Origin of the sequence: Escherichia albertii NBRC 107761 = DSM 17582 (assembly GCF_000759775.1) — a bacterium.
Classification (GTDB): Bacteria; Pseudomonadota; Gammaproteobacteria; order Enterobacterales; family Enterobacteriaceae; genus Escherichia; species Escherichia albertii.
Genome location: NZ_BBMY01000132.1, coordinates 1 through 13,851, shown reverse-complemented (window position 1 = coordinate 13,851; position 13,851 = coordinate 1). Strand labels below are relative to the sequence as shown.

Annotated in this window: 15 protein-coding genes and 1 tRNA gene; 11 read left to right on the top strand and 5 right to left on the bottom strand. The window is 49.5% G+C overall.

Going from position 1 to position 13,851, the window contains the following annotated elements; all coding sequences use genetic code 11:
• Positions 1-5: 5 nt before the first annotated feature.
• Positions 6-81: transfer RNA gene (locus tag EA14781_RS18920), tRNA-Trp, on the top strand.
• 89 nt (positions 82-170) lie between these two features.
• On the opposite strand, the gene hdfR is transcribed toward EA14781_RS18920, so the two are convergent.
• A complete protein-coding gene (gene hdfR, locus EA14781_RS18915; RefSeq protein WP_000379226.1) occupies positions 171-1,010 on the bottom strand; it encodes an HTH-type transcriptional regulator HdfR in 840 nt (279 codons plus the stop codon).
• 118 nt (positions 1,011-1,128) lie between these two features.
• On the opposite strand from hdfR, the gene maoP reads away from it, so the two are divergent.
• The gene (gene maoP, locus EA14781_RS18910; protein ID WP_000840999.1) at positions 1,129-1,467 is read left to right on the top strand and encodes a macrodomain Ori organization protein MaoP; all 339 of its coding nucleotides are present in this window, start codon (positions 1,129-1,131) and stop codon (positions 1,465-1,467) included.
• Positions 1,468-1,492: 25 nt separating this feature from the next.
• Here maoP and EA14781_RS18905 read toward each other — a convergent pair whose 3' ends face one another.
• A complete protein-coding gene (locus tag EA14781_RS18905) occupies positions 1,493-3,013 on the bottom strand; it encodes a YifB family Mg chelatase-like AAA ATPase (RefSeq protein ID WP_000059002.1) in 1,521 nt (506 codons plus the stop codon).
• Positions 3,014-3,365: 352 nt separating this feature from the next.
• Here EA14781_RS18905 and ilvL point away from each other — a divergent pair, with 352 nt between their 5' ends.
• From ilvL to EA14781_RS18870, 8 genes are all read left to right on the top strand, one after another.
• Complete coding sequence (ilvL, locus tag EA14781_RS18900; protein ID WP_001311244.1) at positions 3,366-3,464, top strand: ilv operon leader peptide; 99 nt, start codon at positions 3,366-3,368, stop codon at positions 3,462-3,464.
• Positions 3,465-3,550: 86 nt separating this feature from the next.
• Positions 3,551-3,601, top strand: coding sequence for a peptide IlvX (gene ilvX / locus EA14781_RS25020; RefSeq protein WP_105212609.1), 51 nt, complete (start codon positions 3,551-3,553; stop codon positions 3,599-3,601).
• A 2-nt stretch (positions 3,602-3,603) separates the two neighbouring features.
• The gene (gene ilvG / locus EA14781_RS18895; protein ID WP_001012550.1) at positions 3,604-5,250 is read left to right on the top strand and encodes an acetolactate synthase 2 catalytic subunit; all 1,647 of its coding nucleotides are present in this window, start codon (positions 3,604-3,606) and stop codon (positions 5,248-5,250) included.
• The gene (ilvM, locus tag EA14781_RS18890) at positions 5,247-5,510 is read left to right on the top strand and encodes an acetolactate synthase 2 small subunit (RefSeq protein WP_000983255.1); all 264 of its coding nucleotides are present in this window, start codon (positions 5,247-5,249) and stop codon (positions 5,508-5,510) included. Before ilvG ends, ilvM begins: the two co-directional genes overlap by 4 nt.
• 19 nt (positions 5,511-5,529) lie before the next feature.
• Positions 5,530-6,459 (top strand): branched-chain-amino-acid transaminase, encoded by a 930-nt coding sequence (gene ilvE, locus EA14781_RS18885; RefSeq protein ID WP_000208522.1) that lies wholly within the window; start codon positions 5,530-5,532, stop codon positions 6,457-6,459.
• Positions 6,460-6,523: 64 nt separating this feature from the next.
• Positions 6,524-8,374 carry a dihydroxy-acid dehydratase gene (ilvD, locus tag EA14781_RS18880; protein WP_001127385.1) on the top strand — a complete coding sequence of 617 codons (1,851 nt, stop codon included), beginning with the start codon at positions 6,524-6,526 and terminating at the stop codon, positions 8,372-8,374.
• 2 nt (positions 8,375-8,376) lie between these two features.
• On the top strand, positions 8,377-9,921 hold the full coding sequence (gene ilvA, locus EA14781_RS18875) for a threonine ammonia-lyase, biosynthetic (protein WP_024164678.1): 1,545 nt from the start codon (positions 8,377-8,379) through the stop codon (positions 9,919-9,921).
• 71 nt (positions 9,922-9,992) lie between these two features.
• Positions 9,993-10,466: a hypothetical protein gene (locus tag EA14781_RS18870; RefSeq protein ID WP_000476903.1), complete on the top strand. Its 474-nt coding sequence runs from the start codon at positions 9,993-9,995 to the stop codon at positions 10,464-10,466.
• A gap of 283 nt (positions 10,467-10,749) precedes the next feature.
• On the opposite strand, the gene EA14781_RS18865 is transcribed toward EA14781_RS18870, so the two are convergent.
• Positions 10,750-11,412 (bottom strand): NADPH-dependent FMN reductase family protein, encoded by a 663-nt coding sequence (locus EA14781_RS18865; protein ID WP_000822902.1) that lies wholly within the window; start codon positions 11,410-11,412, stop codon positions 10,750-10,752.
• Positions 11,409-11,966: a flavodoxin family protein gene (locus tag EA14781_RS18860; protein WP_000380288.1), complete on the bottom strand. Its 558-nt coding sequence runs from the start codon at positions 11,964-11,966 to the stop codon at positions 11,409-11,411. The genes EA14781_RS18865 and EA14781_RS18860 overlap by 4 nt, the downstream gene beginning before the upstream one ends.
• Positions 11,967-12,176: 210 nt before the next feature.
• On the opposite strand from EA14781_RS18860, the gene EA14781_RS25010 reads away from it, so the two are divergent.
• Positions 12,177-12,788, top strand: coding sequence for a hypothetical protein (locus tag EA14781_RS25010; protein ID WP_129560739.1), 612 nt, complete (start codon positions 12,177-12,179; stop codon positions 12,786-12,788).
• 29 nt (positions 12,789-12,817) lie between these two features.
• Here EA14781_RS25010 and EA14781_RS18850 read toward each other — a convergent pair whose 3' ends face one another.
• Positions 12,818-13,591: a DUF5984 family protein gene (locus EA14781_RS18850; protein WP_000687990.1), complete on the bottom strand. Its 774-nt coding sequence runs from the start codon at positions 13,589-13,591 to the stop codon at positions 12,818-12,820.
• Positions 13,592-13,851 lie beyond the last annotated feature (260 nt).

The following is a 13,851-nucleotide window of genomic DNA, read 5'->3' as shown; positions in this document are numbered from 1 at the left end:
TAATTAGGGGCGTAGTTCAATTGGTAGAGCACCGGTCTCCAAAACCGGGTGTTGGGAGTTCGAGTCTCTCCGCCCCTGCCAGAAATCATCCTTAGCGAAAGCTAAGGATTTTTTTTGTTTGTATATCCCCTAAAATTATACCTTCCCGGCATCCTTGCCTGATATTCTGATTAATACACTTCATCCAGAACATTAATTTTCAATAGATCGCGGATCAATGCGTGTTTATCGCTATTTTGCAGCCAGATAGCATAGAGGGGGCGAGAAAGCGTTGTACTATCAACAACAGTGTGCAGGCCGCCTTTTTTACGCGCCCAACTCATAGGCAACCAGGTACAACCATTAAGCATTGTAATCTGTTGCAGTACCAGTTCTGCCGAGCTGGTTGTCAGAACAGGAACTTCATCCGCACCGATCAAGCCTGCCTCATGTTGTTGAAAATCCGGCCCCCATTCCAGACGCAGATAGTTGAGATCGCCTTTTAACTTAGAAGGCGCGTTGGTATAGAGTGCTAAAGTGAAATGCCCCAACAGCTGGCTACTAAATTCGTCCATTTTTGGCGCTTCAGTAGTAATAAGAAGATCAAGCTGGCGTTCGTGCAGCTGTTTTACCAGTGACTGACGTTGGGCGATTCGCGCTTCAAACTGCAAACCTGTATGAGTATCCTGATTTTGGTACAGCCGTCCCAGCCATTGATTAAGCATACACTCCCACAGAGAGGCGCTGGCACCGATAGAAAACTCATTATGCCGTGATGTATGCGCCACCTCCTTACGGGCGGCCTGCCAGGTATTCATGAGAGTTTCTGCGTAAGGCAGAAGCTTCTCTCCGGCAGCAGTTAAACGGATATTGTTTCTGTGGCGGGTGAAAAGATTCACACCCAGTTGATTTTCCAGTTGTCTGATCCGAAAACTTACGGCTGATTGGGTCAGATAGAGCGATTCAGCCGCACGACCAAAGTGACGCGTTCGGCTAACTTCCAGGAAAGTTTTTAACAATTCCGTATCCACATTGCTCTCCGCAAAATTATTTGTCGTTATGATTTAAATGTTTTGTTTTACACTCTGTCAAGCGTAACTAATACTCCGCGCCATAACTAGCTCGGTCAAAGAATTAGGAGCGTGCAGGATGGCGGAAAGCTTTACGACGACTAATCGATATTTCGACAATAAACATTATCCACGTGGATTCTCTCGTCATGGTGATTTCACCATCAAAGAGGCACAACTGCTTGAACGTCATGGTTATGCCTTCAATGAGCTGGATCTCGGCAAACGCGAGCCGGTTACCGAAGAAGAGAAACTCTTCGTCGCAGTATGTCGTGGTGAACGTGAACCAGTGACAGAAGCAGAACGCGTGTGGTCTAAGTATATGGCGCGTATCAAGCGTCCAAAACGTTTTCACACTCTTTCCGGCGGTAAACCGCAGGTTGAAGGTGCTGAAGACTATACGGATTCCGACGATTAATAAAAAAGGGCTGAATGCCCTTTTTTTACGTCAGCAGTTTTTGCAAATGGATGAGCAGGCGGTCGATAGCCCGATAGCTCACCGCTTCCTGTAAATGCTGGCGAGTAATGACGTCAGATTGCTCAATATCAGCAATAGTTCTTGATACCTTCAGTAGTCGTTGCCAGGCACGAATCGATAATCCCAGGTGTATCAACGTTTCCTCCAGCCACTGTGCATCGTTGCTTTTAAGTTTGCAGTATTGGCGTATCTCCGGGCTATCCAGCCTGGCGTTCAGCTTATTCTGCCGCTTAAATTGGCGCTCTCTGGCGGCTATGACGCGTTGTTTAACGGTGGCGCTATTTTCCCCCTGAACTACCGCTTTACTTAAAATACCGGGTGGTGGTAGTGGGATCTCCAGTGAGAGATCGAAGCGGTCGAGAAAGGGACCAGAAAGTCGGTTGAGATAACGTAATGTTTGTTCTGGCGTGCAGCGGTTATGGTTCCCCTGATAATGTCCGGTTGGGCTGGGATTCATCGCCGCGACAAGCTGGAAACGGGCTGGATAAGTTATTTTTGCTCGTGTGCGTGAAAGATGGATCTGTCCTGACTCTATGGGTTCCCGCAAGGCATCCAATGTACGTCGTTCAAATTCAGGGAGTTCATCAAGAAAAAGCACGCCGTTATGCGCCAGCGAAATTTCACCAGGCCCAGGAATTGCGCCACCACCCACCATCGCAGTTAACGACGCACTGTGATGCGGTGAGCGGAACGGACGCTGCCGCCATTGTTTTTGTACTGATTCAGCATTTACCAGGCTTAATATTGCGGCACTCTCCAGCGCCTCTTCGTTGCTTAAATCTGGCAACAGGCCATTAATACGGCTGGCGAGCATTGTTTTACCTGTTCCCGGCGGCCCAATCAGTAAAAGGTTGTGCCCGCCAGCGGCGGTAATTTCCAGTCCTCGTTTTCCTTGTTCCTGGCCGACAACATCACTGAAATCATGTTGTAGTGCCCGGGATACTGCATCAGTTGGTTTAGGACGTTCGAGAGCATGTTTACCTTCCAGAAATGCACAGACAGTTTGTAGATGATCGGCTATCAGGCACCCTTCGCCACTAATTAACCCTACTTCAGCTTCGTTATCTTTCGCGACGATAATCTTTCTGCCCGACTTAATGGCTTCAGTTGCACTGGAAATTGCGCCGGGAACGCCACGCAAAGCTCCTGTAAGTGCCAGTTCACCGACTAATTCATATTCATGTAACTTATTGGCTGTAAGCTGTTCAGAGGCCGCCAGCAAAGCAATAGCGATAGGTAAATCATATCGCCCTCCTTCTTTCGGCAGATCGGCAGGTGCAAGGTTAATAGTGATTTTTTTCGCCGGATATTCATATCCGCTATTGATAATGGCGCTGCGTACGCGATCACGCGCTTCCTTTACCGTCGTTTCTGGTAAGCCCACCATTGTTAATCCGGGTAGACCTTTGCTGATATGTACCTCAACAGTGATCGGCGGAGCATTTACTCCCAGAGCTGCGCGAGTATGAACAATTGATAGTGACATAAGTCCTCCTTGAGTCACCATTATGAACACAATCATTCGCTGCTGTAGCCAGCAAAATTACGACTTTTAGCGGCTGATTCCTGTTTATTTTTGCAATCGATATTGAGTTGTATTGGTGATGGAATGATGCTCGCAAAAATGTTGCGGACAAATATTGAGCTGTTTTGTGGAGAACAAGAAACATACGGAAATTGAATTTTTTTCACTCTTCTTTTTTTATATAAAAAACAATGATCTCTATCGAAATTATTATGTGCATCATAAAAATCGGCCAAAAAATATCTTGTGTTATTCGCAAAATCTATGGTACCTCTTTAGACATTCCTTCGAACAAGATGCAAGAAAAGACAAAATGACAGCCCTTCTACGAGTGATTAGCCTGGTCGTGATTAGCGTGGTGGTGATTATTATCCCACCGTGCGGGGCTGCACTTGGACGAGGAAAGGCTTAGAGATCAAGCCTTAACGAACTAAGACCCCCGCACCGAAAGGTCCGGGGGTTTTTTTTGACTTTAAAAACATAACCGAGGAGCAGGCAATGAATAACAGCACAAAATTCTGTTTCTCAATATTCAGGACGGGGAACTAACTATGAATGGCGCACAGTGGGTGGTACATGCGTTGCGGGCACAGGATGTGAACACCGTTTTCGGTTATCCGGGAGGCGCAGTTATGCCGGTTTACGATGCATTGTATGACGGCGGCGTGGAACACTTGCTGTGCCGACATGAGCAGGGCGCGGCAATGGCGGCAATTGGCTATGCTCGTGCTACCGGCAAAACCGGCGTATGTATCGCCACGTCTGGTCCGGGTGCAACCAACCTGATAACCGGGCTTGCGGACGCGCTGTTAGATTCCATCCCTGTCGTTGCCATCACCGGTCAGGTGTCCGCACCGTTCATCGGCACCGACGCATTTCAGGAGGTTGATGTCCTGGGATTGTCGTTAGCCTGTACCAAACACAGCTTCCTGGTACAGTCACTGGAAGAGTTGCCGCGCATCATGGCTGAAGCATTCGACGTTGCCAGCTCAGGCCGTCCTGGTCCGGTTCTGGTCGATATCCCAAAAGATATCCAGTTAGCCAGCGGCGATCTGGAACCGTGGTTCACCACCGTTGAAAACGAAGTGACTTTTCCACATGCCGAAGTCGAGCAAGCGCGCCAGATGCTGGCAAAAGCGCAAAAACCGATGCTGTATGTTGGCGGCGGCGTAGGTATGGCGCAGGCAGTTCCGGCTTTGCGTGAATTTCTCACTGCCACAAAAATGCCTGCTACCTGCACGCTGAAAGGGCTGGGCGCAGTTGAAGCGGATTATCCGTACTATCTGGGGATGCTTGGGATGCACGGCACCAAAGCTGCGAACTTTGCGGTGCAGGAATGTGACCTGCTGATCGCTGTGGGTGCACGTTTTGATGATCGGGTGACAGGCAAACTAAACACCTTCGCACCGCACGCCAGCGTTATCCATATGGATATCGACCCGGCAGAAATGAACAAGCTGCGTCAGGCGCATGTGGAATTACTGGGTGATTTAAATGCTCTGTTACCGGCATTACAACAGCCGTTAAATATCAATGACTGGCAGCAGCAATGCGCGCAGCTGTGTAGTGAACATGCCTGGCGTTACGACCATCCCGGAGACGCTATCTACGCGCCGTTGTTGTTAAAACAACTGTCGGATCGTAAACCTGCGGATTGCGTTGTGACCACAGATGTGGGGCAGCACCAGATGTGGGCCGCGCAGCACATCGCCCACACTCGCCCGGAAAATTTCATCACTTCAAGCGGCTTAGGCACTATGGGTTTTGGTTTACCGGCGGCGGTTGGCGCACAAGTCGCACGACCGAACGATACCGTCGTCTGTATCTCTGGTGACGGCTCTTTCATGATGAATGTGCAAGAGCTGGGCACCGTAAAACGCAAGCAGTTACCGTTGAAAATCGTCTTACTCGATAACCAACGGTTAGGGATGGTTCGACAATGGCAGCAACTGTTTTTCCAGGAACGATATAGCGAAACCACCCTTACCGATAACCCCGATTTCCTCATGTTAGCCAGCGCCTTCGGCATTCCTGGCCAACATATCACCCGTAAAGACCAGGTTGAAGCGGCACTCGACACCATGCTGAACAGTGATGGGCCATACCTGCTTCATGTCTCAATCGACGAATTTGAGAACGTCTGGCCGCTGGTGCCGCCTGGCGCCAGTAATTCAGAAATGTTGGAGAAATTATCATGATGCAACATCAGGTCAATGTATCGGCTCGCTTCAACCCGGAAACCTTAGAACGTGTTTTACGCGTGGTGCGTCATCGTGGTTTCCACGTCTGCTCAATGAATATGGCTGCTGCCAGCGATGCACAAAATATAAATATCGAATTGACCGTTGCCAGCCCGCGGTCGGTCGACTTACTGTTTAGTCAGTTAAATAAACTGGTGGACGTCGCACACGTTGCCATCTGCCAGAGCACAACCACATCACAACAAATCCGCGCCTGAGCGCAAAAGGAATATAAAAATGACCACGAAGAAAGCTGATTACATTTGGTTCAATGGAGAGATGGTTCGCTGGGAAGACGCGAAGGTGCATGTGATGTCGCACGCGCTGCACTATGGCACCTCGGTTTTTGAAGGCATCCGTTGCTACGACTCGCACAAAGGACCGGTTGTATTCCGCCATCGTGAGCATATGCAACGTCTGCATGACTCCGCCAAAATCTATCGCTTTCCGGTTTCACAGAGCATTGATGAGCTGATGGAAGCTTGTCGTGACGTGATCCGCAAAAACAATCTCACCAGCGCCTATATCCGTCCGCTGATCTTCGTCGGTGATGTTGGCATGGGCGTAAACCCGCCAGCGGGATACACCACCGATGTGATTATCGCCGCTTTCCCGTGGGGGGCGTATCTGGGCGCAGAGGCGCTGGAGCAGGGGATCGATGCGATGGTTTCTTCCTGGAATCGCGCAGCACCGAACACTATCCCAACCGCGGCGAAAGCCGGTGGTAATTACCTCTCTTCCCTGCTGGTGGGTAGCGAAGCGCGTCGCCACGGTTATCAGGAAGGTATCGCGCTGGATGTGAATGGTTACATCTCTGAAGGCGCAGGTGAAAACCTGTTTGAAGTGAAAGACGGCGTGCTGTTCACTCCACCGTTCACCTCATCCGCGCTGCCGGGTATTACCCGTGATGCCATCATCAAACTGGCGAAAGAGCTGGGAATTGAAGTGCGTGAGCAGGTGCTGTCGCGCGAATCCCTGTACCTGGCGGATGAAGTGTTTATGTCCGGTACGGCGGCAGAAATCACGCCAGTGCGCAGTGTAGACGGTATTCAGGTTGGTGAAGGCCGTTGCGGCCCGGTTACCAAACGCATCCAGCAAGCCTTCTTCGGCCTCTTCACCGGCGAAACCGAAGATAAATGGGGCTGGTTAGATCAAGTTAATCAATAAATACAAAAAATGGGACGGCACGCACCGTCCCATTTACGAGACAGACACGGGGAGTAAATCACGTATGCCTAAGTACCGTTCCGCCACCACCACTCATGGCCGTAATATGGCGGGTGCTCGTGCGCTGTGGCGCGCCACCGGAATGACCGACGCCGATTTTGGTAAGCCGATTATTGCGGTTGTCAACTCGTTCACCCAATTTGTACCGGGGCACGTTCATCTGCGCGATCTCGGTAAACTGGTCGCCGAACAAATTGAAGCGGCTGGCGGTGTTGCCAAAGAGTTCAACACCATTGCGGTAGATGATGGGATCGCCATGGGCCACGGGGGCATGCTTTATTCACTGCCATCTCGTGAACTGATCGCTGATTCCGTTGAGTACATGGTCAACGCCCACTGCGCCGACGCCATGGTCTGCATCTCTAACTGCGACAAAATTACCCCGGGGATGCTGATGGCCTCTCTGCGCCTGAATATTCCAGTGATCTTTGTTTCCGGCGGCCCGATGGAAGCCGGGAAAACCAAACTGTCCGATCAGATCATTAAGCTCGATCTGGTAGATGCGATGATCCAGGGGGCAGACCCGAAAGTTTCTGACTCCCAGAGCGATCAAGTTGAACGTTCCGCCTGTCCGACCTGTGGATCGTGCTCCGGGATGTTCACCGCTAACTCGATGAACTGCCTGACCGAAGCGCTGGGTTTGTCGCAGCCGGGCAATGGTTCATTGCTGGCGACCCATGCCGATCGTAAACAACTGTTCCTCAATGCCGGTAAACGCATTGTTGAACTAACCAAACGTTACTACGAGCAAAACGACGAAAGTGCACTGCCGCGTAACATCGCCAGTAAGGCGGCATTTGAAAACGCCATGACGCTGGATATCGCGATGGGCGGTTCTACCAATACGGTTCTTCATCTGCTGGCTGCGGCACAAGAAGCGGAAATCGACTTCACCATGAGTGATATCGATAAGCTTTCCCGCAAGGTTCCGCAGTTGTGCAAAGTTGCGCCGAGCACCCAGAAATACCATATGGAAGATGTTCACCGTGCTGGTGGTGTTATCGGTATTCTCGGCGAGCTGGATCGTGCGGGGTTACTGAACCGTGATGTGAAAAACGTACTTGGCCTGACGTTGCCGCAAACGCTGGAACAATACGACGTTATGCTGACCCAGGATGACGCGGTAAAAAATATATTCCGCGCTGGCCCGGCGGGCATTCGTACTACCCAGGCATTCTCGCAGGATTGCCGTTGGGATTCTCTCGATGACGATCGCGCGAACGGCTGTATCCGCTCGCTGGAACACGCCTACAGCAAAGACGGCGGCCTGGCGGTCCTCTACGGTAATTTCGCAGAAAACGGCTGCATCGTGAAAACCGCGGGTGTCGATGACAGCATCCTCAAATTCACCGGCCCGGCGAAAGTGTACGAAAGCCAGGACGATGCGGTAGAAGCGATTCTCGGTGGCAAAGTCGTGGCGGGCGATGTCGTCGTTATCCGTTACGAAGGCCCGAAAGGCGGTCCGGGGATGCAGGAAATGCTTTACCCAACCAGCTTCCTGAAATCGATGGGCCTCGGCAAAGTCTGTGCGCTGATCACCGATGGACGCTTCTCCGGCGGCACCTCTGGTCTTTCCATCGGCCACGTCTCGCCGGAAGCGGCAAGCGGCGGCAGCATTGGACTGATTGAAGACGGCGATCTGATCGCCATCGACATTCCGAACCGTAGCATTCAGTTACAGGTAAGCGATGCCGAACTGGCGGCGCGTCGTGAAGCGCAGGAAGCCCGTGGCGACAAAGCCTGGACGCCGAAAAACCGTGAACGTCAGGTTTCCTTTGCGCTGCGTGCCTACGCCAGCCTGGCGACCAGCGCCGACAAAGGTGCGGTGCGCGATAAATCGAAACTGGGGGGTTAATGATGGCTGACTCACAACCTCTCTCCGGCGCCCCGGAAGGCGCCGAATATTTAAGAGCGGTGCTGCGCGCGCCGGTCTACGAAGCGGCGCAGGTTACGCCACTACAGAAAATGGAAAAACTCTCTTTGCGTCTCGATAACGTGATTCTGGTGAAGCGCGAAGATCGCCAGCCAGTGCACAGCTTCAAGCTGCGCGGCGCATACGCCATGATGGCGGGCCTGACGGAAGAACAAAAAGCGCACGGCGTGATCACCGCTTCTGCGGGCAACCACGCGCAGGGTGTGGCGTTTTCTTCTGCGCGGTTAGGCGTGAAGGCGTTGATCGTCATGCCAACCGCTACCGCCGATATCAAAGTTGATGCGGTACGTGGATTCGGCGGCGAAGTGCTGCTTCATGGCGCGAACTTTGACGAAGCGAAAGCGAAAGCGATCGAACTGTCGCAGCAGCAGGGCTTCACCTGGGTGCCGCCGTTCGATCATCCGATGGTGATCGCCGGGCAAGGCACGCTGGCGCTGGAACTGCTCCAGCAGGACGCCCATCTCGACCGCGTATTTGTGCCGGTTGGCGGCGGCGGTCTGGCGGCGGGCGTAGCGGTACTTCTCAAACAACTGATGCCGCAAATCAAAGTGATCGCTGTGGAAGCGGAAGACTCCGCCTGCCTGAAAGCGGCGCTGGATGCGGGTCATCCGGTTGATTTGCCGCGCGTAGGGCTGTTTGCCGAAGGTGTTGCGGTAAAACGCATCGGCGATGAAACCTTCCGTTTGTGCCAGGAGTATCTCGACGACATCATCACCGTCGATAGCGATGCCATCTGCGCGGCGATGAAAGACCTGTTCGAAGATGTGCGCGCGGTGGCGGAACCCTCTGGCGCGCTGGCGCTGGCGGGAATGAAAAAATATATCGCCCAGCACAACATTCGCGGTGAGCGGCTGGCGCATGTGCTTTCGGGGGCGAACGTCAATTTCCACGGCCTGCGCTACGTCTCGGAACGCTGCGAACTGGGCGAACAGCGTGAAGCGCTACTGGCGGTGACCATCCCGGAAGAAAAAGGCAGCTTCCTGAAGTTCTGTCAGTTGCTTGGTGGGCGCTCGGTCACCGAGTTCAACTATCGCTTTGCTGACGCCAAAGATGCCTGCATTTTTGTCGGCGTGCGCCTGAGCCGCGGCCTCGAAGAGCGCAAAGAAATTTTGCAGATGCTCAGCGATGGCGGCTACAGCGTGGTTGATCTCTCCGACGATGAAATGGCGAAACTACATGTGCGCTATATGGTCGGCGGGCGTCCATCGCATCCGTTGCAGGAACGCCTCTACAGCTTCGAATTCCCGGAATCACCGGGCGCGTTGCTGCGCTTCCTCAACACGCTGGGTACGCACTGGAATATCTCTTTGTTCCATTATCGCAGTCATGGCACCGATTACGGGCGCGTACTGGCGGCGTTTGAGCTTGGCGATCATGAGCCGGATTTTGAAACCCGGTTGAATGAGCTGGGTTACGATTGCCACGACGAAACCAATAACCCGGCGTTCAGGTTCTTTTTGGCGGGTTAAGCACATGGCTCCCTAATGAACGTCTTCATTAGGGAGTTATACTATGTGATGAAATAAAAGGATTTATTATCATGTTTAAACGCTGGGAAGAGAAAAAAGAGTTACCGGGAATCGATAGCCTGACTTTTGCTAATGGGGCTGTCATCCTTTTAGACTGGCGGGAGTCTTTCGATAATCACACGAAAGAGAAGAAAACCTGGTGTACTCCTTTGTGTGATACATCCTTCTCCAGTATTGAAAAATACGATTCTGATTGCTGGGTTTCCGTCGATTCCTGGAGCTTTGTTGAGCATAAAGGCGGGAAAATCTACGGCGGCGATGGAGCGATGGGAAACGAGGGATCGTTGGTATATATAGACGCTGATAATAATTTTGTCTGGGGATTCTTTTTTACCCAGACTAACCCAATAAGCTTTATTTCTGTTAGCAATGATATTTTGATGGCAATTAACGAACATTCAGAATTAAAGCTGATAATCAATTTAAATAATTTAACAGAAATTGACGTGGAGGTTGTTATGTTTCCAAACCGTGTTTCTTTTTGATTTTTTTAATCTCTATGCCATTGAACTCGCATAAATTTCATATTCTCATCGAACATAACAGAAAAATTTCTGCACCTTATAGCGTTTCGATAGCGTATGGGCTAAATGATATTTCGAGTTATCTGCTACGTGCCGGCGTGTCTATTTTTGCAAAGGTCGATATTCACCAGAGCACTGGAGAGTTATTGCCACAGTTTCCCGTCGTTTTACCACCGATATTTATCACGATCCGCTGTCGACGATTCTTCTCTCCGATTTGCGCGGCGCGGAAGTTTAAGGCGCGTCAATGATGTTCAGGTTTTCGCCAGTACGATAAAATAAGTTGCCGCAGCACGCCATGACGGCGCGCTGCGGGTAGCCAGGCCAGGCTTCCCATCATCCGGTACAGCCAGCGCGGTACGCTGGGGGTGATGAAATCAATATGTACTTCATTTTCCCCGGCTACGATCCGCCGGGCCAGCGCGCACAGTGCATGATGAATATTTTGTGTTGGGGGCTTCGCCAGCGATTTATCGCTCTTGATCATCGCACCACCGCCGATACCCACGCCCCCCTGCCAACAAAAACCGTACTGCGCGCAAAAATGCGCCATGATGCGTAATGCGGTGCGTGTATGTTCGGATTCATAAAAGCCGCACTGCGTAATCGCATAAACCTGCGGCGGAGTCGGGCTGGCAGGGGGCGTTATCTGGTGCATCATCTGTAACAGACTGGCGGGAAGCGCATCGGCATAGACCGGAAAAATAAATAGCAACACATCAGCACGGCAAATTTGTTGATATCCTCCTTCCGTGTGCGCCGCCCCGCGAGAAACGCTGAGCTGAAGCGCATTCACCGTGTGACAGACATATTCCGTCGGTAATAATACCTGCATTTCACTGGCGAGCTTGTCTGTCGCGCTCGCTGTTTTTTTCGGGCTACCGTTGATGATAACGATACGTTTCATACGTTTTCACCCCGTAAAAGTCGGCTAAATCGGGCGGCGTTTTCAGCGTCCAGGATATCGCCGGTAAGGCATAATCCGGCGGCCTTCGGCGCAAAAAAATTGATGGCATTACGTTGTATAAGCTGAAGAAACGTCTCCTGTTCACTCACGTTAACCGCCTGATAGCCAATCACTATCCAGTTCGGGTAGCGGCGATAGCGAGACGCGTGATGCATTTCGCCGTGGAGAGTGGCGAAAAACGGCGAAAGGTGTGGAATGCAGCGATCGATAAACGCTTTCGTATCGACGCTGTAGCCTCCCCAGGTGACGCGCGTTAGCAATATGGCAGTACGGGAGCGGACAAAATTGGCGCTTAATGCATTGGTGCCATCGCGGGTGAGGTGACACTCTCCAGGCGTTTTGATCCAGCATTTAAAGCACCCCGCGCAAGGACGAATATGGCGGGCGTCTAAGACGTCGCTACTGAATGTAATGCCTTCACCTCCAATGAGATGCGCTATTTTTTTGTGAAGGGATTCGGGGCAGGCGGTGTCATAGAGTAAGAGCGTATCCATTGCTTTTTTCCCTGTCTGGCTCATGATGGCGTCAGTATGTGCGCAGTAGTGAAAGTAATACTGTGCGGCAGCGCCACTTTGCAGGGAATGAATATGATGAGTCGCTTCAACGGATTTGCGCAGGAAGGCCTTAATTTTCTTCAGCAGGTGCGTATTGAAAATCAGGGAGGATAAGATGGAAATGACGCAAATTTTAACAGGGAGTATCTAATGCTGGAATTTCTGTGGACGGTATTCTTTTGGGTAACTGCGATACTGCTTTTTTTAGTTACGTGTTTATTAAAGCGGTATTTCCCCATCTGCGTTTGTTTTTTCTGGTTATTAATATCGACAAGTTTATTTATTATTGCTGATTATCAGTATTATGCCGGTAGAAATTTCACTGAAGAACACAGTGTGACCGTTCGAGGTACTATTGCTGATTATGGATGTCATCGTTATTTTCATCGTAATTACACGAGCGAGCCATATTGTGAAGGAGCCATTTATTATCATGATAAAAAAGGCAATAAATATTCCATCGAATTGCCTGCCAGCGGTAGTCGTTACCGCTATGCTTCAGATGCTATTGTTGTTTATAATGTTGAATATCCAGAAAAAGCGATGCTTATTAGTCTGAATGGTAAACCTCAATACATTTATACACAAACGGGATCAGAATTTGCTTTGTGGGCAAGGCTTTGTCTGTTTCTGGCATTGATCGCATTATTTTCTATTTACTGGCGAGAGGCATGTAAACGTGATAAACAACCTTATGATCCTCTCTGGAGAGACCGGGATAAACCGATTAGTCGGGCAAATGTCTCCAGACGGAGAAAATAATTTATACTCGCCATCTTATGACTGCACTTTTACGCTTCCCATAGGTTATATTTTTTTAACGTTGTCCGGATGTTATTCCAATCTACTTCATTGGTAGGGAGGCGATTCAATTTGCTTGAGAAATATTTATATGATTCATAGTGATCTTTCCATAAATCATTCATGTTTATATTTGATAACCATGTTGAGTAGTGCTCAGATTTTATCATGGAATCAATAAGCATGATTCTATTTTCCATTAGCATGAAAAACTCATTAAGGAATCTTTTTAATTCATGTAGGAAATAATCAATGGTTAATGAAATGCTGCCTTTACCCGCAGTCCATGTATCTCTGAAATCATAATCCATAATGATTATATTTCTATTGCGACGAAAGGCCCAGTTAAATATATCGTTCAGATGTGCAGTAGAGACAGCGCCTTGCGATAATAAGTGATAGTCAATATCATAAAGAATTGTTTCCAGTTTATTTTCATCTGTAGATAGATTTTTTTCTGATAGACCATCTAACAAGTGATGGATGAAATATGCTATTTTTTCTCTATTTTCTTCGTTGTTGATATGATTAAGAATATCATCGGGGATAATCGTGAGTATATCCGGTAGTGCATCAAAAAGATCATTTAACAATTGAATTATAGGATAATCTATTTTAAATCTACTTCCTTCATAAGAATATTCGAATAATCTTTTACCATCAGGTAAGTCGATCCAGTAATAACCATCAGTTAACCAATACCATTGTGGTGTCGTATTAAAATGAATATCGTTTATTTCTCGTAATTTGCAGAATATTTTCATTTTTTGTCCAACGGCATGTATATACCAGGAATAATATTGGGAAGTGAGTTTTTCATTAGGTCTGCCTGTTATTTAAATAAATTATACGAAAATTTATCCAGCTTCTCCGATTCATAAAATTTCATGCACAGCATCAGTACATTATTACCGTCTTTGGCGCTATCGGGGTAGAGCGACATGGTTAACTTGTCAAAACCCTTCGTCTCGTTGGCGGTAATGACTCCAACTTATTGATAGTGTTTTATGTTCAGATAATGCCC

What these genes read in the sequence shown, in the direction of transcription:
- maoP (WP_000840999.1), top strand. Translation starts at nt 1,129, where the DNA reads ATGGCGGAAAGCTTTACGACGACTAATCGATATTTCGACAATAAACAT.
- EA14781_RS18905 (WP_000059002.1), bottom strand. Translation starts at nt 3,013, where the DNA reads ATGTCACTATCAATTGTTCATACTCGCGCAGCTCTGGGAGTAAATGCT.
- ilvL (WP_001311244.1), top strand. Translation starts at nt 3,366, where the DNA reads ATGACAGCCCTTCTACGAGTGATTAGCCTGGTCGTGATTAGCGTGGTG.
- ilvG (WP_001012550.1), top strand. Translation starts at nt 3,604, where the DNA reads ATGAATGGCGCACAGTGGGTGGTACATGCGTTGCGGGCACAGGATGTG.
- ilvM (WP_000983255.1), top strand. Translation starts at nt 5,247, where the DNA reads ATGATGCAACATCAGGTCAATGTATCGGCTCGCTTCAACCCGGAAACC.
- ilvE (WP_000208522.1), top strand. Translation starts at nt 5,530, where the DNA reads ATGACCACGAAGAAAGCTGATTACATTTGGTTCAATGGAGAGATGGTT.
- ilvD (WP_001127385.1), top strand. Translation starts at nt 6,524, where the DNA reads ATGCCTAAGTACCGTTCCGCCACCACCACTCATGGCCGTAATATGGCG.
- ilvA (WP_024164678.1), top strand. Translation starts at nt 8,377, where the DNA reads ATGGCTGACTCACAACCTCTCTCCGGCGCCCCGGAAGGCGCCGAATAT.
- EA14781_RS18870 (WP_000476903.1), top strand. Translation starts at nt 9,993, where the DNA reads ATGTTTAAACGCTGGGAAGAGAAAAAAGAGTTACCGGGAATCGATAGC.
- EA14781_RS18865 (WP_000822902.1), bottom strand. Translation starts at nt 11,412, where the DNA reads ATGAAACGTATCGTTATCATCAACGGTAGCCCGAAAAAAACAGCGAGC.
- EA14781_RS18860 (WP_000380288.1), bottom strand. Translation starts at nt 11,966, where the DNA reads ATGGATACGCTCTTACTCTATGACACCGCCTGCCCCGAATCCCTTCAC.
- EA14781_RS25010 (WP_129560739.1), top strand. Translation starts at nt 12,177, where the DNA reads ATGCTGGAATTTCTGTGGACGGTATTCTTTTGGGTAACTGCGATACTG.
- EA14781_RS18850 (WP_000687990.1), bottom strand. Translation starts at nt 13,591, where the DNA reads ATGAAAATATTCTGCAAATTACGAGAAATAAACGATATTCATTTTAAT.